General features: G+C 65.4%; 17 protein-coding genes. 3 read left to right on the top strand and 14 right to left on the bottom strand.

Translation table 11 applies throughout. The annotated features are described in order from the left end of the window. The first annotated feature begins 61 nt into the window (after positions 1-61). Complete coding sequence (locus LH19_RS18850; protein WP_145923521.1) at positions 62-1,783, top strand: ATP-binding protein; 1,722 nt, start codon at positions 62-64, stop codon at positions 1,781-1,783. Positions 1,784-1,832: 49 nt separating this feature from the next. On the opposite strand, the gene LH19_RS18845 is transcribed toward LH19_RS18850, so the two are convergent. From LH19_RS18845 to LH19_RS18830, 4 genes are all read right to left on the bottom strand, one after another. Next, positions 1,833-2,219: a VOC family protein gene (locus tag LH19_RS18845; RefSeq protein WP_054731282.1), complete on the bottom strand. Its 387-nt coding sequence runs from the start codon at positions 2,217-2,219 to the stop codon at positions 1,833-1,835. Positions 2,220-2,267: 48 nt separating this feature from the next. After that, positions 2,268-3,479 (bottom strand): cell wall hydrolase, encoded by a 1,212-nt coding sequence (locus LH19_RS18840; protein WP_234715964.1) that lies wholly within the window; start codon positions 3,477-3,479, stop codon positions 2,268-2,270. A gap of 137 nt (positions 3,480-3,616) precedes the next feature. Further along, on the bottom strand, positions 3,617-4,078 hold the full coding sequence (locus LH19_RS18835; RefSeq protein WP_145923520.1) for a hypothetical protein: 462 nt from the start codon (positions 4,076-4,078) through the stop codon (positions 3,617-3,619). A gap of 23 nt (positions 4,079-4,101) precedes the next feature. After that, on the bottom strand, positions 4,102-5,091 hold the full coding sequence (locus tag LH19_RS18830) for a DUF4189 domain-containing protein (RefSeq protein ID WP_054731278.1): 990 nt from the start codon (positions 5,089-5,091) through the stop codon (positions 4,102-4,104). Between the two features lie 190 nt (positions 5,092-5,281). Here LH19_RS18830 and LH19_RS18825 point away from each other — a divergent pair, with 190 nt between their 5' ends. Then, complete coding sequence (locus LH19_RS18825; protein ID WP_054731276.1) at positions 5,282-5,785, top strand: hypothetical protein; 504 nt, start codon at positions 5,282-5,284, stop codon at positions 5,783-5,785. 27 nt (positions 5,786-5,812) lie between these two features. Here the strand turns inward: LH19_RS18825 and LH19_RS18820 are convergent, their stop codons facing one another. Both LH19_RS18820 and LH19_RS18815 read right to left on the bottom strand, forming a co-directional pair. Next, complete coding sequence (locus tag LH19_RS18820) at positions 5,813-6,607, bottom strand: ABC transporter ATP-binding protein (RefSeq protein ID WP_054731274.1); 795 nt, start codon at positions 6,605-6,607, stop codon at positions 5,813-5,815. Between the two features lie 235 nt (positions 6,608-6,842). Then, a complete protein-coding gene (locus tag LH19_RS18815) occupies positions 6,843-8,090 on the bottom strand; it encodes a metal-dependent hydrolase family protein (RefSeq protein ID WP_054733866.1) in 1,248 nt (415 codons plus the stop codon). 200 nt (positions 8,091-8,290) lie between these two features. Here LH19_RS18815 and LH19_RS18810 point away from each other — a divergent pair, with 200 nt between their 5' ends. Further along, complete coding sequence (locus LH19_RS18810) at positions 8,291-10,105, top strand: DUF885 domain-containing protein (RefSeq protein WP_054731272.1); 1,815 nt, start codon at positions 8,291-8,293, stop codon at positions 10,103-10,105. A 16-nt stretch (positions 10,106-10,121) separates the two neighbouring features. On the opposite strand, the gene trmB is transcribed toward LH19_RS18810, so the two are convergent. The 8 genes from trmB to atpA all read right to left on the bottom strand — a co-directional run bounded on the left by trmB (position 10,122) and on the right by atpA (position 19,300). Then, the gene (trmB, locus tag LH19_RS18805) at positions 10,122-10,847 is read right to left on the bottom strand and encodes a tRNA (guanine(46)-N(7))-methyltransferase TrmB (RefSeq protein WP_054731270.1); all 726 of its coding nucleotides are present in this window, start codon (positions 10,845-10,847) and stop codon (positions 10,122-10,124) included. A gap of 62 nt (positions 10,848-10,909) precedes the next feature. Next, positions 10,910-11,893 (bottom strand): hypothetical protein, encoded by a 984-nt coding sequence (locus tag LH19_RS18800; RefSeq protein WP_145923519.1) that lies wholly within the window; start codon positions 11,891-11,893, stop codon positions 10,910-10,912. Positions 11,894-11,954: 61 nt separating this feature from the next. After that, positions 11,955-13,175, bottom strand: a complete 1,221-nt coding sequence (gene metK / locus LH19_RS18795; protein ID WP_054731266.1) for a methionine adenosyltransferase — start codon at positions 13,173-13,175, stop codon at positions 11,955-11,957. 50 nt (positions 13,176-13,225) lie between these two features. Next, positions 13,226-14,815: an apolipoprotein N-acyltransferase gene (gene lnt / locus LH19_RS18790; RefSeq protein WP_082395897.1), complete on the bottom strand. Its 1,590-nt coding sequence runs from the start codon at positions 14,813-14,815 to the stop codon at positions 13,226-13,228. A gap of 151 nt (positions 14,816-14,966) precedes the next feature. After that, a complete protein-coding gene (locus LH19_RS18785) occupies positions 14,967-15,224 on the bottom strand; it encodes an ATP synthase F1 subunit epsilon (protein WP_054589084.1) in 258 nt (85 codons plus the stop codon). 48 nt (positions 15,225-15,272) lie between these two features. Further along, the gene (gene atpD / locus LH19_RS18780; RefSeq protein WP_082395896.1) at positions 15,273-16,814 is read right to left on the bottom strand and encodes a F0F1 ATP synthase subunit beta; all 1,542 of its coding nucleotides are present in this window, start codon (positions 16,812-16,814) and stop codon (positions 15,273-15,275) included. 24 nt (positions 16,815-16,838) lie between these two features. After that, positions 16,839-17,714, bottom strand: coding sequence for a F0F1 ATP synthase subunit gamma (locus LH19_RS18775; protein WP_054731264.1), 876 nt, complete (start codon positions 17,712-17,714; stop codon positions 16,839-16,841). Between the two features lie 56 nt (positions 17,715-17,770). Next, positions 17,771-19,300 (bottom strand): F0F1 ATP synthase subunit alpha, encoded by a 1,530-nt coding sequence (gene atpA, locus LH19_RS18770; RefSeq protein WP_054731261.1) that lies wholly within the window; start codon positions 19,298-19,300, stop codon positions 17,771-17,773. Between the last annotated feature and the right edge of the window lie 10 nt (positions 19,301-19,310).

Raw genomic sequence — 19,310 nt, 5'->3', positions numbered from 1 at the left:
CGCTTTATTTACCAACTGGTGCGATATGTTGTCCGGGACCAATTTGAGGCGGGGCAACGGAATGGACAGCCAGGGCGGCGCGATCGGCGCCGGGGACATGACGGCGGCACAGCACGTCCGGCTCGCCGGCGGCGGCACCGTCGCTCCTGCTGCGCCCGTTGCGCCAGTGACGGCGCATCATCGCGACGACCTGCTGATCGGCGAAGTGATCGATATTTCGGGTTCGGCGTCGCGTATCCTGATCGATTCCGAGACGATCGGCCAATTGTCGTCGTCGACCGACATGGCGGTCGCGATGGCGGGACAGGTCGGCGCGCAGGTCAAGGTCCGCGTCGGCAACGTCTGGCTCGTCGCGAGCATCCGCGACCAGCAGCTCCACGAAAAAGGGCAGGGCGTGATCGTCGCGTCGATCGACTTCCTCGGCGAAGGCGACGAGGAAAAGATCACCGGCCGCATCCATAATTTCCGCCGCGGTGTTACGCGCTACCCGGTGCCGGGCGGCAAGGTCTATGCGGCGACCAGCGCCGATCTCAAGCAAATCTATGCCGCCGACGAACGCGCGCATGTCGAGATCGGGACCGTCTATCCGACCAAGGATATTCGCGGTTCGCTCTATGTCGATGCGATGCTCGGCAAGCATTTCGCGCTCCTCGGTTCGACCGGTACCGGCAAGTCGACGAGCGCCGCGCTGATCCTCCACAAGATCTGCGAACTCGCGCCGCAGGGTCATATCGTGATGATCGACCCGCACGGCGAATATTCGGCGGCGTTCAAGGGCACCGGCGCGCTGTTCGACGTCGACAATCTCGCGATGCCCTATTGGCTGATGAATTTCGAGGAACATTGCGAAGTGTTCGTCACCAGCGAGGGCCGTGACCGGCAGGGCGACTGCGACGTGCTCGCCAAATGCCTGTTGCAGGCGCGGCAGAAGAACCGGCTCGCCGAGGGGATGAACAAGATCACCGTCGATTCGCCGATTCCCTATCTGCTCTCCGATCTCCTCAGCATTCTCAGCAACGAGATGGGTCGCCTCGACAAGGCGACGTCGAGCGCGCCGTTCATGCGGATCAAGGGCAAGATCGAGGAAATGCGCGCCGACCCGCGCTATAATTTCATGTTCTCGGGCATGCTCGTCGCCGACACGATGGCTAGTTTCATCGGCAAGATCTTCCGCCTGCCGTCCGACGGCCGGCCGATCTCGATCATCGACGTGTCGGGGGTGCCTTCCGACATCACCAGCGTCGTCGTCGCGGTCCTGTCGCGCCTGACCTTCGACTATGCGATCTGGTCGCGCGGCGAACCGCAGCGCCCGATCCTGCTCGTCTGCGAAGAGGCGCACCGCTACATCCCGGCGAAGGACGTCGGGCAGGGGCAGGCGGTGCGCAAGATCCTCGAACGGATCGCCAAGGAAGGCCGTAAATATGGCGTGTCGCTGGGCCTGATCACCCAGCGTCCGTCGGACCTTGCCGAAGGCGTGCTGTCGCAGTGCGGCACGATCATCTCGATGCGCCTCAACAACGAGCGCGACCAGCATTTCGTCAAGGCGGCGATGCCCGAGGGCGCGCGCGGTTTTATCGATTCGATCCCGGCGCTCAGAAATCGGGAGTGCATCGTCTGCGGCGAGGGCGTGTCGATCCCGATCCGCGTCTATCTCGATACGCTCGAAGAGGAAAAACGGCCCGCGTCGAGCGATCCGCTGTTCTCGAAGCTGTGGCGCGAGACCGGCGGCGAAGCCGAAATTCTCGAACGCGTCGTCAAGCGCTGGCGCAGCCAGGGGCGGTAATTCTCTTCGCCTGGCCGGTGCCGCGTCTGGCGTCAGCCGGACAAGAAACTCAACCCTTCGGCGGCTCCCACAATTCGATCGGATTGCCTTCGGGATCGTGGACGCGTGCGAACCGACCGACCGATGGGTCGTCCCACTCCTGCTTGGTGATGATCTCATCGCCCGCAGCGCGGAACGGCGCCAGCACCGCATCGAGATCATCGACGCGCAGGTTGATCATATATTGGCGGTCGGCCGCAAAATAATCGGTATCCGCCTTGAAGGGCGAAAAGACGAGCGGGCCGGCGGTGACGTTCCACACCCATTCGTTCGGCGGGACGCTCTCGTCGGCACTGCAGCCGCCGCCGACGCCGAGCCGCTCGCGGTACCAGGCGTTGAGCGCGGCGGGATCGCGCGCCCGGAAAAACAGTCCGCCGATGCCTTTGACATGTCCCATGGCCATCCTCCCTGATGGTGATGATGCGACGAGACTAGGCGGCTTCGGTCAGCGAATCCACTCTCCGCTTTTCTGGAACTCTTGCCTAATCTGCCCCGACTGGTTGAGCCGCGGATCGCTGTAGGTCACCGGCGGGGTAGCGGGGGCGGGCGCGGTCGGCGTGCCGATATCGCGGCCCTGCTGCGCCATCGTGCTCGGCAGCGGGGCCGCTGCTACATCGGGCAGCGGCGCCGCAGCGGCGGGGCCGGTGATCGCCGGCAGCGGTCCGGCGCCGGGTGCGATCCCCTGTCCTTTCAGGATCGCGAGTTGCTGCGCGACGGGCAGATAGGGGCCCGGCACGGGCTCGCGGCCGAGATAGGGCGCGCGGAAGGCGTCGGGCATGCCCCAGCGGCCGCGCCAGCGATGGAAGATATGCGCGCCGACGATATTCGTCATCACCAGGCTCTTGCCCCAGCGCGGCCAGATCGCCGTCGTGTGATAATGGGTCGCGAGGCCGACCTTCGGGAAGACATAGCCGCCGAGCGCCGCCGACGCGATGCGGCTCGCGCGGAGCCAGTTGGGCTTGCTCGGCGCGCGCGCCATCGCGCCGTCGCAGCTGAAGGTGAACTGGCACACGCCCGCGCGCTGCGACCCCTGGAAGACGACGCCGCAGATGGTGTTGGGGAAGCTCGGGTGACGGGCGCGGTTGATAATCACCTGCGCGACGCCGCGCATGCCGTCGTCGGTTTCGGACGCGGCCTCATAATAGATCGCCGAGGTCAGGCAATAATGGGCGCGTTCGCGGTCGAGCGCCGTAACGCCGCGAAAGACATAGCTTTTGGCCGGCGGCCCGACAAAGGCTTCGTCGCGCAGCGCCGCCGGGTCGGCGGGGGGCAGGGCGGTCGCATCGGCATAGCCGACGCTGTTCGGGTCGGGCAGCGTCGGGTCGATCTTCAGCGCCGCCTCATAGTCCTCGGCGTTCATCACCGCCCAGCGTGCAGGGTCATAGGTTTTGAAACTCAGCGGCACGGTGACGCTGTATGGTCCGAACGGCGTATAGTCGCGCAGCCGCCCGCTCGCGAGCGCGAGGCCGAGGCACGCGACGATCACCGCGGCCGCCAGCGCGGTCCAGAACGGGCGGTCGGGTCCGGCGGGCTTCGGCGCCACCGGGTCGAGCCACGCCGAGCGGGCCGTGAGGTTGAGTTCGGGCTTCATCCGCGTGTCGAAATTCCCATCCCGCCGCCGCGCGACCGATTCGCGTGGAGGCGGGTCAGCCTGCATTATGCCCTGAAACGCCAATAAAATGTTTCATTCTCGATCGCATGTCCCGCAGGGGTACAGGCGCGCCGGTGCCGGTTAAGCGGTTCCACTGCTCTGGCAAGCGATCGGTGGCGGGATAATGGCGCAAATGCGTCGCTTCAGGCCGTTGGCGTGGAATCGTCGACCGAATCGGGATCGTCCGCGGGCTCGCCGTCGGAGGTCGCGAGGAAGATGACCAGTCGCCCGTCGTCCGGCCGGCGCATCACCGTCACGAACAGCGAGGGCGTGCCATCCGCAAGTTCGGCCGCCGCCCGATCGTCCTGAAATCGGATGTCGGCCCCGGCGATTTCCTCCCGCTGCGCCTCATCGGCAAAATATTCGTCGGGGCTGTCGCCCGGCTGGAGGATACCGCGCACGTCGACATTGAACCGGTCCTGCGCGAGGATCGCAGCGGGATCGGTGAGCGCCGCGCCATCGCTGTCGATCCGGTCGGGCTCGCCGATCGTCGCGCCATATTCGGCGACATAGCCCAGGCCTTCGTCGGGATCGGCGTCTTGCGCCTGTGCTTGCGCGGCCATCAGCGCCGCCGATGCAAACAGGGTGCAGGAAAGGAATTTCAAGGCGGCCTCCTTCGTCAAATCGGCTATTTCTTCATTTCGGCGAGTGCCTGATAGGCATCGTGGACGAACGCGCCCTTCTGCGTCGCATCGAAGGTCGCGGTTACGGTGCATTTGGTCCCCGTGTCCTTGCAGCGTTGCTCGGCATGTTTCCGGGCATTTTTGTAATCGGGGCTCGACCCGACCCGGATCGACCGGCTCGCATCGACCGCGATGGTCAGAAAGGCGTCGGAAATCGTCCGCACCGCCTTGCACTTCGCACCGCTGTCGCGTTCGCACTGGGTTACCGCAGCGGTTTCGGCATCCTTGCCGCTCGTATAGCCCGAATTGACCCAGACTTTCGCGCCCCAGTCGCCGTCGGCGCTGCCGCTGTCGACCCAGGCCGTCGATGCATAGATGCGATGGAAATTGCCCTTCGGCGGAAAGACGATCGCCTGGCTGACCGGATAGCCGATCTCCTCGATCCACGACGGCGAGTTGGTCGTGTTGATGACCTCGCAGATCGCCTGCTGCTCCTTCACGCACAGTTTCTCGACCTCCTTCCTCGCCTTGCCGTCGCTCGCTCCCGTGGCGGCCCACAGGGTGCCGAGGCCGTCGCGCGCGATGGCGATCGAGCCGTTGGCGGCGGCCGGCGTCAGTGTGCAGCCGGGGCCCATCGCCGCGGCGCAGGCGGCGAGCGCGGCTTCGCCCGCGGCGTCGGCGCTGCGATAGCCCGCGGCGGTCCAGACATCCGACGCTTCGGGGTGCCATGCCGCGACATAATAGCTGTTCACCCATTGCGTCGGCGGCCCCTGCGGCACCGGCGCCGCCGCTTCGTCGCGCACGCACAGCGGCACCCCTGCGACGCCATTGCCGCCCGGCGTCATGCCGACCATCCGCTCGCCGGGCCCGGGGCCGTTGCAGGGATAGGCCTGCGCCATCGCGGGCCGGGCGGGGAGCAGCAGGGCAAGCAGCGTCGCGGCGAGAAAGGCCAGAACGACGGCGGTTTTTCGGGGGCGGTAGACAAGAGTTTGCATGGAAAGGATAATTCCTTCGATCAGTGTAGTCTCTTTCGTTTCACATGTCGAAGCCCGGCGGGCTGTGATCGTCACCATAGACGGACTCGCTTGCCTCGCTCCTTGGCCGCCACGGCTTTCGTCGGATCGTCGCGGAACACAATATCCGGCGTTATCCTGCTGTTGACCAGCTTGCTCTATGAGCGGAGCCATGGCCGGCACGTCCATCCCTTCCTATCGGCGCAGCGCGCGGACCGATTACCGCATGTGGCTGTTGCTCGTTTTCGGTACCGTCTTCTTCTGGGCCGGGTCGGTGATCGATCCCGCCGATAATTGCAGCGAAGACGGCGAGTGCGCCCCCTGGCTCGTCCCGCTTGCGCAAGGGCTGGGTGCGCTGGTCGCGGCGGGCGCGGCGATGAACATGCTCGCCAACCCCAACCGGGGAAGTTTCGTCGAGCCCGCGACGGGCGATCTCGTCTGGTGGCAGGGCCGGATCGGCGCGACCGGCGGCGACGAAGGGCGGATACATCCGTCGCGGATCGGCAAGGTCCGTATCGTCCGGCAGGACGACAGCGCCGATGCGGTCCACCTCTACGATCTCGACGGCGACCGGCTGTTCTGGTTCGACGAGGAGGTCATCCCCTGGCCCTATGAGCGCTGGGCCGGGCGATTGGCTGTTGCCTGGCCGCATATTGCGGTCGAGGTGGTCGATTGACCCGGCCAGGGCTGCCCGGCGGCCGGATCAGGCCATAATATCGGCGTGGAACCAGGCGCCGCGCGGCGACGCCTCGATCGGCAGCCCGAACAAGCGGGTGAGCGCGGCGCTGGTCAGCAGACGGTCCTTGGTGCCGTCTTCGTCGATCCGGCCACCGCGCAATGTCACGATCCGCGAGATTTCGGGCAATATCTCTTCGATATGGTGAGTGATCAGCAACAAGGTCGTGCCGCCGCGCGCGACCGCGCGCAGCATGTCGAGGAAGTGATGCCGCGCTGCGGGGTCGAGCCCGGCGCACGGTTCGTCGAGCAGCAGCGCACGCGGCCGGTGGGCGAGGGCGCGGGCGATCAGGACGCGGCGCGCTTCGCCGGTCGACAGGCTTGCCATGCTGCGCCCGGCGAGATGCGCCGCGCCGACGTCTGCGAGCGCGGCCTGCGACGCGTCGCGCATCGCCGGCGTCACCTCGTTATGCGCCCACAGCCCGCGTGCCGCGAAAAAGCCCGAGACGACGCAATCGACGACTTCGAGCGGCGGATCGGCGTCGAAATCGAGCTGCATCGTTGACGAAACGATCCCGAGCAATTTCCGGAGGTCGAAGACATTCCAGTTGTCCTGCCCGAAAATCCGCACCTGCCCGCCGTAGAGCGGATAGATCTGGCGCGTGATCAACTTGACCAGCGTCGACTTCCCCGAGCCGTTGGCCCCCAGAATGGCGGTGTTCTCGCCCGGGTGGAGGGTCAGCGCGGGAAGGTCGAGGATACAGGTCTCGTCCGCCATGACGCGGGCATTGGCGATCGAAAGCAGGGGAGGGGTGTCGGACATGGCGCCGCCATGAGCATGGCGCGGCGCGATAGGGAAGCGGGAATTGCAAGCCGAGGGTGCTGAATCAAAAAAGTCGAGGGCAGGTATGAGGTGGTTTTCAGACCATCCTCTATTTCCGTTCGTGTCGAGCGAAGTCGAGACACCCATCGAGGTTGCGCCTAGCCGAAGGGCATCTCGACTTTGCTCGATGCGAACGGCCGGAGGTTGGCCTAAACGGCCGCAACGAAGCCGGCCTTTAGTCCAGCCGGTTCTTGACGATCTCGCCGGCGCGCATGATCAGCGGCAGCGCCTCGCCATTTCGCGCGAGCAGGCCGATATCGGACAAGGGGTCGCCATCGACGACGATCAGGTCGGCGTGCGCGCCCGCAGCGACGCAGCCGAGCTTGCCTTGCATCTGTAGCACTTCGGCGCCGATCGACGTGGCCTGCCGCAATATCTCGATCGGCGAGAAAACTTCGCTGCGGATCGAGAATTCGGTGCACTGGCGCGTATAGGTGTCGCCGAGCAGGTCGGTTCCGAACCCGATCTTGACGCCCGCCTGCCGCATCCGGTCCATGCCCGAGAGGGCTTCGTCGAAAACCTCGTCGAGCTTCGCCTGATTTTCGGGTGGAAAGCCCATCGCGGGACCAAGCTCGCGCAGCGCGAAGATGATCGCCATCGTCGGCACGATGAACGCGCCGCGCTCGGCGACGAAAGCGGCGGTTTCGTTGTCGATGAGCGTGCCATGCTCGATGCAGCGGACGCCGAATTCGACGCAGCGCCGGATCGCGCTCGTCGGATGGCAATGCGCCGAGGCATAGCTGCGCCGTTCGACGCATTCGTTGACGATCGCCCGGACCTCGTCCTCTCGATACTGGTTCATCCAGATCGGGTCGGTGGGCGAAGCGACGCCGCCCGACCCCATGATCTTGATCGTATGCGCCCCGCGCCGATATTCCTCGCGGACCGCCGCGATGCACGCGTCGACGCCGTCGGCGATCACCGTCAGGCTGTTGACCTGACCGCATTGGCAAAAACTGCGGTCATGGCCGTGACCGTCATTGCTCATCGGCCGCATATCGCCGTGGCCGCCGGTCATCGACACGATGCGCCCGGCATAGAGAAAGCGGGGCGCGCGAATGAGGCCTTCCTCGATCGAGCGCCAGAGCGACCAGTCGCCGCCGCCGATATCGCGCACCGTGGTGAAGCCGCAGTCGAGCGCATGGCCGAGCATGCGCACGGCATGGGCGGTGCGGTGGGCAGGCCCCATCGCATCGACGCGCTGGATATTTACATCGGAGATATAGGCATGGATATGCAGATCGATCAGCCCCGGCATCAGCGTGCGGCCGCCAACGTCGATCCGCCGTGCCGTCGCAGCGGTGATGGGACGGTCGGAAACCTCCTTGATCGTGCCGCTTTCGATGGCAACCGACATGCCCGTCGGGCAATCGGCGTTGGTGCCGTCGAACAGGCGGGCGTTTTCAAGGATCGTGATCGTCATGGTCATCTCCGTGTTGGGCAAGCTCTTCCCGCAGGGGCATTGCTATATTTCATACATAAGTGTCATAAATTGCCGGCGATGCAACAGGGTTTGAATGTCTTGGCGAAAAGGCGCTGTTGCCTTGCACCCGATTTTGCGTTGGACGGCTCCGGCCTGCCGTGAGAGGACGGGGCGGGAAGTCGATGATGCGACAGGAGAATATGATGCGCTTTGCTTTTGCCCTGATGCTGTTGCCGGCGCTGCCGCTGGTCCCGTTCGATACGCCCGCGTTCGCGCAGACGGTGCAGTCGGGGGCGGAGGATGCGGCGCTGCTCGAATTTCTCGATCGGGCTTACGACGAACAGGTGGCCTTGCGTCCCGAAACCCAGACCGTGCTCGGGTTCAAGACCGATTACGACCGGCTCGACGATTATACGGACGCCTTTGCCTTGCGCGAGCAGGCGCTCGCCGAGCGGCAGCTCAAGGACATGCACGCGCGGTTCCGTCCCGATCGATTGGGCGAACGCGCGCGCGTCAGCTACCGCCTCTTCGAATATGAAGTCGAACGCAGCCGCGAATCGACGCGGTTCCGGAAACTGCGCTTTCCGGTGACGACGAACGGCAGTCCCGCGGGCGAGATTCCCGTCCTGCTCATCAACAACCACAAGATCGACACCGTCGCCGACGCCGAGGCCTATATCGCCCGCCTGCGCGATACCGATCGCGTGATGCGCGAGGTCGCGGCGCTGATGCGCGAACAGGCGGCGGCGGGAATCGTGCCCAACAAGGTCAATTTCGCGCCGGCCCGCGCCGACGCGCGCCGGGTGGTAACGGGTGCGCCGTTCGACGACGGCCCCGATTCGACGCTGATGGCGGATTTCCGCAAAAAGGTGGCCGCGCTCGACGCGCCGGCTGCGGCGAAGGACAAGCTGCTCGCCGACGCGCGCGACGCGTTGCAGGGGCCGTTCCGGCACGGTTACGAAACGCTCTTTGCCGTGCTGGACGAAATCGAACCGCAATCGAAGGGTAATTTCGGCGTCTGGAACCTGCCCGACGGCGCGGCCTATTATGCCGATCAGCTGAAAAGCGCGACGAGCACCAGCCTGACCGCCGATCAGATCCACGCGCTCGGTCTCGAACAGGTGGCGAAGATTCGCGGCGAGATGGAAGCGATCAAGCGCGAGGTCGGCTTCGAGGGCACGCTCGAGCAGTTTTTCGATCATATCCGCACCGACCCGCAGTTCAAATATGCGAATACCGAGGCCGGCCGCGAGGAATATCTGCGCGATGCGCGGGCCGTGGTCGCTTCGGTAATGGAGGCAGCGCCGCGCTATTTCAGCGTGTTGCCGAAGGCGGCGCTGGAGGTGCGCGCGGTGGAGAAATGGCGCGAGGGAACGGCACCCACCGCCTTCTATAACCAGCCGTCGGCCGACGGGTCGCGGCCCGGCATTTACTACGTCAACCTCGTCGACATGAACCAGACGCAAAAGGTGCAGGTGGCGGGCATCGCCGCGCACGAAGGCGCGCCCGGGCACCACTTCCAGATTGCGCGCCAGCAGGAACTCGAAGGGCTTCCCAAGTTCCGCAAGTTCGGCGGCTATGGCGCCTATATGGAAGGGTGGGGCCTCTATTCGGAGCGATTGGCGGACGAGATGGGGGTATATAAGACCCCCTATGACCGCTTCGGCATGCTGTCGCTCCAGGTGTGGCGGGCGATCCGCCTCGTCCTCGACACCGGCATCCATTCGAAACGGTGGACGCGCGATCAGGCGATCGCCTATTTCCGGGCCAACAGCTCGGTCTCGGACACCGATATCGCGCGCGAGGTCGACCGCTATTTCAACTGGCCGGGGCAGGCGACCAGCTACATGGTCGGCCAGCTTCGCATCGCCGAGCTGCGCAAGCGCGCCGAGCGCGAACTGGGGCCGCGTTTCGACATCCGCGAGTTCCACGAGGCGGTGCTGAGTGAAGGTGCATTGCCGCTGGACCTGCTCGATGAGCAGGTTGCACGGTACATCGCGGCGAAGCAGAAGTGATGCAGCGGCGCCGGGGCTATCGGCGCCGGTAGCGAAAGTACCAGACTTCGTGCCCTTGCGCGCGCGCCTTCGCTTCGTAGCGGGTTTCGGGCCAGCCGCCCGGCCGGACGAGGAAGTCGCCTGACGCCTGCGCCAGCCATTCGAACTGGTGGCGATGGCGGCGCATGATCATCAGCGCGTGGGCGAGATAGACGGGGTGATCGGTGCCGAAGCGAAATTCGCCGCCGGGTTTCAGCTTCGCGGCGATCAGGTCGACCGGACCGTCGTTCATCATCCGCCGCTTGGCGTGGCGCGCCTTCGGCCAAGGGTCGGGGTGGAGCAGATAGGCGAAGCTCAGGGCGCCGTCGGGAATGCGGCGCAGCACCTCGAGCGCGTCGCCGTGATGGATGCGGACATTGGCGAGCGGCAGGCGTTCGCCGTGATCGCCCGACACGTGCACCAGCGCCTGCGCGACGCCGTTGACGAAGGGCTCGGCGCCGATGAAGCCATGGTCGGGCAGCATGTCGGCGCGCCCGGCCATATGTTCGCCGCCACCGAAACCGATCTCGAAGTGCAAGGGGCGCCCCTGTCCCTCGGCGTCGCCGAACAGCCGCGCCGCGGTGACTTCGCCTTCCGCGGGAACGGCAATCTGCGGCAGCAGCTTGTCGACAAGGTCCTGCTGTCCCGCGCGCAGCGGCTTGCCCTTGGCGCGGCCATAGAGGCGGTTGATCGTGGTCGGATCGCCGGGTTTGTAAGCGGTCATGCCGCGCGCCCTAGCCGAGCGGTGGCGTTCCGGTCAACGCGCCCCGGCTCGATGCGGCGGGCTCAGCGCGGCGGCCATGTCACCGTCGTTCCGGCGGCGCGTTTCTTTTCAACAAGGTCGAGTGCGCGCTGCGGCGTGGGCAGGCGGTCCTGCGCGACAAGCGCGACGATCTGCGCCGCGACGATGAAATTGGCGGAATAATATCCCGCCGCGTGCGGCTGGACCGCGACCGCCTTGCCGTTGTCGCCGATTGCCAGCAGATAGCGGTCGGCTGTCCCCTCGGGGCGATAGACCGCGCGATTGCCACCGACGATGCCGTCGATGCACCAGCGGGATGCGGTTATGCGCGGCGCCGGCGTCTGCACCCCGGCCGTCAGCGTCTTCACAGGGAGCGCCGAATCGGCGGCGTTCCCGGTAAAGGCGAGCTTGGCCGCGCAATCGGCGATCGGTTCTGCCGCGACGGCGGCCCCGGTCTGTGGCAAGCGGATTTCCGAGAGGGCATCCTCCATCGATGCCGACAGCTCGCCGGGCGATTGCGTCGCCGAGGTTGCGCGCATCTTCACATACCAATCGCCGACGGCGAACAACGCCACGCCGGTGCTGCGAATGCCCTCGACCCCTGCGGGTGCGAACACCGCCTTGAGGCCGCTCGCCGTAGCCTGCCCGGGCGGGGTGAAGGCGGCCGGCCCGATGGCCAGCCCCGGGTTTTTCAGATCCTCGCGCAGGCTGATCGCGCGCTGCGCCTGCGCAAACCAGATCGGCACGGTCCCGTTGGTATTGCGGAAAATATAGACGGTCAGTTGCTGGTTGCCGTCGCTCGACCCGAAATTCTGGCTGATGTCGAGTTCAGGGTCGGCGAAGCTCGTCGCGCGCATGCGCGCGAGGCCGCCGAGCGTTGCCGGGATGACGATGCCGCTATGGGCATGGGCCCATGCTGCCCCAGCGTTGACCGGTAGCGGCTGCTGGGCCGACGCTGCACCGGGCAAAGCCATGGCCAGCGCGGCGGCGAACAGGCTCATGACAAGGCTGGTTTTTGGCATAGCCATTCCTCCCCGATCCAGCCGCATTAGCTGTCAGATCGGGTTGGCGATAGCAAGCGGCCCTGCGTCAGCGGGCGAGTGCGGCCTTCAGCTTGTCGACGAGATCGGTGCGTTCCCACGGAAAGGCATTGCCGTCCGACTGGCGGCCGAAATGGCCATAGGCCGCGGTCTGCCGATAGATCGGCTTGTTGAGCCCGAGGTGGGTACGGATACCCTTCGGCGTCAGGCGAACGAGTTCGGGAATCACCGCCTCGATGCGGCTTTCCTCGACGGTGCCGGTGCCGTGCAGGTCGACATAGATCGACAGCGGTTCGGCGACGCCGATCGCATAGCTCAATTGGATCGTGCAGCGACGCGCGAGGCCCGCGGCAACGATGTTCTTGGCGAGGTAGCGGGTGATGTACGCCGCCGAACGGTCGACCTTGGTCGGGTCCTTGCCGCTGAACGCGCCGCCGCCGTGCGGGCTGGCGCCGCCATAGGTGTCGACGATGATCTTGCGGCCGGTGAGGCCGGCGTCGCCGTCGGGGCCGCCGATCTCGAAACGCCCCGTCGGGTTGATATGATAGACGGTGTTCGCGGTCAGCAGTTCGGCAGGCAGCACGTCGGCGATCACGCCGAGCACATATTTGCGCAGCTCGGTATATTTCGCTTCGTCGCCCTCGCCGTTGTGGAAGAAATAGCCCGGGGCATGCTGGGTCGACACGACGATTGCGGTCGCTTCGACTGGCCGTTCGTTGGCATAGCGCAGCGTGACCTGGCTCTTCGCGTCGGGTTCGAGGAAGGGGGCGATGCCCGCCTTGCGGTCGGCCGCCATGCGCTCGAGGATCTTGTGGCTGTAATCGAGCGTCGCGGGCATCAGGTCGGGGGTTTCATCCGACGCATAGCCGAACATGATTCCCTGATCGCCCGCGCCCTCATCCTTGTCGGCCGCTTCGTCGACGCCCTGCGCGATATGTGCCGACTGGGCGTGCAGGTTGTTTTCGAAGCGAAAGCTTTCCCAATGGAAGCCGTCCTGTTCGTAACCGATCTCCTTGACCGTCCGGCGGACGGTGGCCTCGATCTCATCGAGCGCGCCAGGGGCCCATTCCCCATTCTCGAATACGCCCTTGCAGCGTATTTCGCCCGCGAGCACGACAAGCTGGGTCGTGGTCAGCGTTTCGCACGCGACGCGGGCCTCGGGATCCTTCGACAGGAACAGGTCGACGATCGAATCGCTGATCTGGTCGGCCACCTTGTCGGGATGTCCTTCGGACACGCTTTCGGAGGTGAAGAGGAAGCTGTTGCGCATGAGAGCCTTCTTTGGGAGCGAATATAAAGGATGCTTTATGTGTGGAGCTGTTAGCGTCCGCGCCGCCGAAAAGCAATGGCGGCCGCGAGGAGCAGCAGGGCGAACCCGACCGGCAGAATGTTACCGAAGCGGGCGAATAGGGTCGGTGCGTGCGGCGGCGGAAGCGTGGTATCGATCCGCCCCGGCCTGTGCATCGGAATCGATGCGAGGATACGACCGTCGGCGTCGATCACCGCGCTGATCCCGGTCGGTGTTGCGCGCACGACGGGCAGCCCTTCCTCGATCGCGCGCAGCCGAGCCTGCGCCAGATGCTGGGGGGGACCCCATGCGCCGAACCATGCGTCGTTCGACGGGTTGAAGATGAAGTCGGGACGGTGGGCGCGGTCGACGACCTGCCCCGAGAAGATGATCTCATAGCAGATTTGCAGACCGGCCTTGCCGAAGGCGCCGAGGTCGAGCGTATGCGGCCCCGGTCCCGGCCAGAAGTCGATATCGCCCGGGGCGAGGCGCGACAGACCGATTGCCGAAAGGATCGGGCGCATCGGGAGATATTCGCCATAGGGGACGAGGTGCGCCTTGTCGTAGCGCGGTCCGAGGGTGCCGTCGGCGTGGACGGTCATTACTGCGTTGCGGGCGCCGACGGCATCGCCCGCCTTGTCGAACTCGAGCTTCAGCGCGCCGAGCAGCATCAGATCGCCGGGGTTCATCAGGTTCGTCAGCCGTCCGCGCGCCGCCGCCGGGGCGCGGTCGTAATAATAGGAGGGGTATCCGGTTTCGAGATAGTCCGGGATCGCCGCTTCGGGCCACAGGATCAGCCGCGGCCGGTCGTCCTTCGGCGCCGTCAGCCGCGCCAGCTTGGCGAAATTGGCATCGGCCTTGCTGCCTTCCCATTTGTCCTGCTGGCCGACATTGGGCTGGACGACGGTGATGGGGATGCGCTTCATCCCTTTCGACCGGACCACCGCATCGGTGGCGGCGCCCGCCTGCGTCAGAAATGCGGCGCCCCACAAGACGAGCAAGCTGGCGGAAAGGGCAGAGGCTGCCACACGGCGGCGAAACCACGCCAGAATCAGCACCGCCGCTAACAGGCAGACGATCGCACTCATGCCATAGGTGCCGATCCAGCGAGCCGGTGCCGCGACATGCGGGACGGCGACCACTCCCAGCGGATTCCATGCGAAGCCCGTGAAAATCCAGCTACGAAACCATTCGGTCAGCGCCCAAAGCCCGGCGAAGGCGAGCAGATAGGATGGCGCCGCAAAATGCGAATCGGCCTTGGGTCGCAGCAACCACGCCGCCCAGGCCGCCAGTGCCGGATAGACCGCGAGATAGAGCGACAGCAGCACCACCGCGACCCATCCGAGCCAGGCGGGCATCGCCGCCTGATAGGTGAAAGCGGTCGCGATCCAGTTGAGGCCGAGCGCGAAATGGCCGACCCCGAACGCCCAGCCGGTTCCGAAGGCATGCCGGCCGCGCGGGCTTTGCGCGACGAGCGCCATCCATCCGGCGAAAGCGAGCAGGGTCAGCGGCCAGAAGTTCAGCGGCGCAAATCCCGTCGCCGAAACGGCACCGAGGAGCAGGGCGACAAGCTTTGGCCAGCGGTCGGCGAAAGCGGCGATGCGGGAGGAAGTCGCGGTCACGGCGCTGCTTTAGCCGCGCGCGGGGGCGGCGACAATGACACTTGCGCGGCTTCCGCGCTCTAGTCCTCCTGACCCGACCGAAAGCGGTCAGCCAACAAAAAGGCCCGCATTCGCTTCGAATGCGGGCCTTTTGCTGATGATAAGAAGATGATCAGCCCGCGATATGCTCGGCCAGCACGGTCAGCCCGGCTTCGTTGACCTCGGCAAAGCCGCCTTCGACCTCGATCGTTTCGGGCGCCGCGCCGTTGGTCGCATAGATCGTCAGCGGGCCGTTGCGCAGCGTCGCCATGAACGGGGCATGGCCTTCGAGCACCGAGAAATCGCCTTCGCTGCCCGGTACGGTGACCATATAGACGTCGCTCGACCGTTCGAGGCGGGCGGGGGTGACGAGTTCGAACTTCAGGGCCATTTTCAAATCCTTGGCCCCCTCCCCGCGCGGGGAGGGGTGATAGGTCTATTATGCGGCGTCGGCGGCCAGCTTGGCGGCCTTGGCGACCGCTTCCTCGATACCGCCGACCATGTAGAAGGCCGCTTCGGGGAGGTGGTCATATTCGCCGTCGACAACGGCCTTGAACGACTTCACCGTGTCTTCGATCGCCACGAACTTGCCGGGGATGCCGGTGAAGACTTCGGCGACGTGGAACGGCTGCGACAGGAAGCGCTGGATCTTGCGCGCGCGGGCGACGACCAGCTTATCTTCTTCCGACAGCTCGTCCATGCCGAGGATCGCGATGATGTCCTGCAGCGACTTGTACTTCTGCAGCGTTTCCTGAACGCGGCGGGCGGTCTCATAATGCTCCTGCCCGACGGTCGCGGCGGTCAGCACGCGCGAGGTCGAGTCGAGCGGGTCGACCGCGGGATAGATGCCGAGTTCCGAAATCGCGCGGCTCAGCGTCGTCGTTGCGTCCAAGTGGGCGAACGAGGTTGCGGGAGCAGGGTCGGTAAGATCGTCCGCGGGGACGTAAATGGCCTGCACCGAGGTGATCGAGCCCTTGGTGGTCGAGGTGATGCGTTCCTGCAGCGCGCCCATGTCGGTCGACAGGGTCGGCTGGTAACCCACCGCCGAAGGAATACGGCCGAGCAGCGCCGACACTTCCGAACCCGCCTGCGTGAAGCGGAAGATGTTGTCGACGAAGAACAGCACGTCCTGACCTTCTTCGTCGCGGAAATATTCGGCCATCGTCAGACCCGACAGCGCGACGCGGGCGCGGGCGCCCGGGGGTTCGTTCATCTGGCCGAACACCAGCGCCACCTTCGACCCGTCGGGGGTCGGGTTGCCGTCGGCGTCCTTGGCGATAACGCCGGCGTCGAGGAATTCGTGATACAGGTCGTTGCCTTCGCGGGTGCGTTCACCGACGCCCGCGAACACCGACACGCCGCCGTGGCCCTTGGCGATGTTGTTGATCAGTTCCTGGATGAGAACCGTCTTGCCGACGCCGGCGCCGCCGAACAGGCCGATCTTGCCGCCCTTTGCGTAGGGCGCGATCAGGTCGATGACCTTGATGCCGGTGACGAGGATCGCGGCTTCGGTCGACTGGTCGACGAATTCGGGAGCCTTGGCATGGATCGGCGCCGACATGCCGGCGTTCACCGGACCGCGTTCGTCGATCGGGTCGCCAATGACGTTGAGAATGCGGCCGAGCGTCTGCGGGCCGACCGGAACCGAGATCTGGGCGCCGGTGTCGGTCACCGGCTGGCCGCGGGTCAGGCCGTCGGTCGCGTCCATCGCGATGGTGCGGACGGTGTTTTCGCCGAGGTGCTGCGCGACTTCGAGGACAAGGCGGTTGCCGTTGTTGTCGGTTTCGAGCGCGTTCAAAATGGCCGGCAGGGTGCCGGTGAACTGGACGTCGACGACGGCGCCGATGACCTGCGCGACGCGGCCCGTTGCGGTGCCGGCGGTTGCGGCGGCCTTGGGAGCGGCAGCCTTCTTCGGCGCAGCAGCCTTGGGCGCAGCGGCCTTCTTGGCGGGAGCCTTCTTTTCAGCGGGAGCGGTAGCCATTACTTTCTTCCTTGCTTGAATAGCTTAGAGCGCTTCCGCGCCAGCAATAATCTCGATGAGTTCGGTCGTGATCGCCGCCTGACGCGTGCGGTTGTAAACGATGGTCAGCTTGTTGATCAGGTCGCCCGCGTTGCGCGTCGCATTGTCCATCGCGGTCATCGACGCACCCTGTTCGGATGCGGCATTTTCCAGCAGGCCCTTGAAGATCTGGATCGTGACGTTGCGCGGCAAGAGGTCGGCGAGGATCGCTTCCTCGTCGGGCTCATATTCGACGGCGGCGCCGCTCGACGTCGGGACGTCGGCCGGCGGCGGAACCGGGATCATCTGCTGGCCGGTGGCGATCTGGAGCAGCGCCGAGCGGAACTTCGAGTAGAAGAGATGCGCGACGTCGAAGGCGCCGGCTTCGTAAAGCTCCATCACTTTCGCCGAGATGTCGCTCGCCTGTTCGAAGCCGATGTCGCGGATGCCGGTGGTTTCGTAATTCTCGATGATCTGGCCGGGGAAGAGGCGGGCGATCACCGGGCGGCCCTTGCGGCCGACGAGATAGAAGAGAACCTTCTTGCCCTGCGCCTGCAGTTCGAGCGCCTTGTCGCGCGCCGCCTTGACGATGTTCGAGTTGAACGCGCCGGCGAGGCCGCGGTCGCTGTTGAGCACGACGAGCAGGTGCGTGTCGCTCTTGCCGGTGCCCGACAGCAGCTTCGGCGCCGAATCCGACGCGCCGACCTTCGACGCGAGGCTGGCGACGACGCCTTCGAGCCGCTCGGCGTAAGGACGCGCGGCTTCGGCCGCGGCCTGTGCCTTGCGCAGCTTCGCGGCGGCGACCATCTTCTTGGCCTTGGTGATCTTCTGGGTCGACTTGACCGAGACGATCCGCCCTTTGAGTTCCTTAAGCGATGCCATTACGGCCCCTCTTGTTCGTCAGCCCGGCGCGAAGGCCGGGCTCACGGTAACTTGGCTTACGCGAAAATCTTGCCGAACGCTTCGAGCGCCGCGACCAGACCCTTTTTGGCGTCGTCGCCAAGGTCCTTGGTGTCGCGGATCGTCTTCAGCACATCGGCATGGTCGCTGCGCAGATAGGCGAGCATTGCCTGTTCGTAACGCGACACGTCGGTCGTCGCGACATTGTCGAGATAGCCGTTGGTGCCGGCGAAGATCGACGCGGTCTGCTCTTCGAACGGCATCGGCTGGAACTGCGGCTGCTTCAGCAGCTGCGTCAGACGCGCGCCGCGGTTCAGCAGCTTCTGCGTCGACGCGTCGAGGTCCGAACCGAACTGCGCAAAGGCTTCCATTTCGCGATACTGCGCGAGTTCGAGCTTGATCGAGCCCGACACCTTCTTCATCGCCTTGGTCTGCGCGGCCGAGCCGACGCGGCTCACCGACAGACCGACGTTGATCGCGGGGCGGATACCGGCGTTGAACAGGTTGGTTTCGAGGAAGATCTGGCCGTCGGTGATCGAAATCACGTTGGTCGGGATATACGCCGAAACGTCGCCCGCCTGCGTTTCGATGATCGGCAGCGCGGTGAGCGAACCCGAGCCATTGTCGCTGTTCATCTTCGCGGCGCGCTCGAGCAGGCGGCTGTGCAGATAGAAAACGTCGCCGGGGTAAGCTTCGCGGCCCGGCGGGCGGCGCAGCAGCAGCGACATCTGGCGATAGGCGACGGCCTGCTTCGACAAGTCGTCGTACACGATCACGGCGTGCATGCCGTTGTCGCGGAAGAATTCGCCCATCGTCACACCGGCGTACGGTGCGAGATACTGCAGCGGTGCCGGTTCCGACGCGGTCGCGGCGACGACGATCGAATATTCCATCGCGCCATTTTCTTCGAGCTGGCGGACGATCTGCGCGACGGTCGAGCGCTTCTGGCCGACGGCGACGTAGATGCAATAGAGCTTCTTGCTCTCATCGTCGCCCGCGTTGACCTCCTTCTGGTTGATGAAGGTGTCGATCGCGACGGCGGTCTTGCCGGTCTGGCGGTCGCCGATGATCAGTTCGCGCTGGCCGCGGCCGACGGGGACGAGCGCGTCGAGCGCCTTGAGGCCGGTCTGGACGGGTTCGTGCACCGAGGTGCGCGGGATGATGCCCGGCGCCTTGACTTCGACGCGCATGCGCTTGTCGGCCTTGATCGGGCCCTTGCCGTCGATCGGATTGCCGAGACCATCGACGACGCGGCCGAGCAGGCCCTTGCCGACGGGAACGTCGACGATCGTGCCGGTGCGCTTGACGGTGTCGCCTTCCTTGATCTCGCTGTCCGAGCCGAAGATCACGATACCGACGTTGTCGGCTTCGAGGTTGAGCGCCATGCCCTTCACGCCGTTGGCGAATTCGACCATTTCACCGGCCTGGACGTTGTCGAGGCCGTGGACGCGGGCGATGCCGTCGCCGACCGACAGAACCTGGCCGATTTCGCTGACCGTGGCGTCGGTCCCGAAATTGGCGATCTGGTCCTTGATGACCTTGCTGATTTCAGCGGCGCGGATTTCCATTGTTTAGCCT

It is taken from the genome of Sphingopyxis macrogoltabida (genome assembly GCF_001314325.1).
Taxonomy (GTDB): domain Bacteria; phylum Pseudomonadota; class Alphaproteobacteria; order Sphingomonadales; family Sphingomonadaceae; genus Sphingopyxis; species Sphingopyxis macrogoltabida.
This window is presented reverse-complemented; position numbering and strand designations above follow the sequence as displayed.

Bases quoted from the DNA above. Each gene is read 5' to 3' on its own strand.
- metK (WP_054731266.1), bottom strand. From the start codon at position 13,175: ATGCGCAACAGCTTCCTCTTCACCTCCGAAAGCGTGTCCGAAGGACAT.
- LH19_RS18815 (WP_054733866.1), bottom strand. From the start codon at position 8,090: ATGACGATCACGATCCTTGAAAACGCCCGCCTGTTCGACGGCACCAAC.
- LH19_RS18775 (WP_054731264.1), bottom strand. From the start codon at position 17,714: ATGGCATCGCTTAAGGAACTCAAAGGGCGGATCGTCTCGGTCAAGTCG.
- LH19_RS18830 (WP_054731278.1), bottom strand. From the start codon at position 5,091: ATGCAAACTCTTGTCTACCGCCCCCGAAAAACCGCCGTCGTTCTGGCC.
- atpA (WP_054731261.1), bottom strand. From the start codon at position 19,300: ATGGAAATCCGCGCCGCTGAAATCAGCAAGGTCATCAAGGACCAGATC.
- atpD (WP_082395896.1), bottom strand. From the start codon at position 16,814: ATGGCTACCGCTCCCGCTGAAAAGAAGGCTCCCGCCAAGAAGGCCGCT.
- LH19_RS18810 (WP_054731272.1), top strand. From the start codon at position 8,291: ATGATGCGCTTTGCTTTTGCCCTGATGCTGTTGCCGGCGCTGCCGCTG.
- LH19_RS18825 (WP_054731276.1), top strand. From the start codon at position 5,282: ATGGCCGGCACGTCCATCCCTTCCTATCGGCGCAGCGCGCGGACCGAT.
- LH19_RS18785 (WP_054589084.1), bottom strand. From the start codon at position 15,224: ATGGCCCTGAAGTTCGAACTCGTCACCCCCGCCCGCCTCGAACGGTCG.
- LH19_RS18840 (WP_234715964.1), bottom strand. From the start codon at position 3,479: ATGCAGGCTGACCCGCCTCCACGCGAATCGGTCGCGCGGCGGCGGGAT.
- LH19_RS18820 (WP_054731274.1), bottom strand. From the start codon at position 6,607: ATGTCCGACACCCCTCCCCTGCTTTCGATCGCCAATGCCCGCGTCATG.
- LH19_RS18850 (WP_145923521.1), top strand. From the start codon at position 62: ATGGACAGCCAGGGCGGCGCGATCGGCGCCGGGGACATGACGGCGGCA.
- trmB (WP_054731270.1), bottom strand. From the start codon at position 10,847: ATGACCGCTTACAAACCCGGCGATCCGACCACGATCAACCGCCTCTAT.
- LH19_RS18845 (WP_054731282.1), bottom strand. From the start codon at position 2,219: ATGGGACATGTCAAAGGCATCGGCGGACTGTTTTTCCGGGCGCGCGAT.
- LH19_RS18800 (WP_145923519.1), bottom strand. From the start codon at position 11,893: ATGGCTATGCCAAAAACCAGCCTTGTCATGAGCCTGTTCGCCGCCGCG.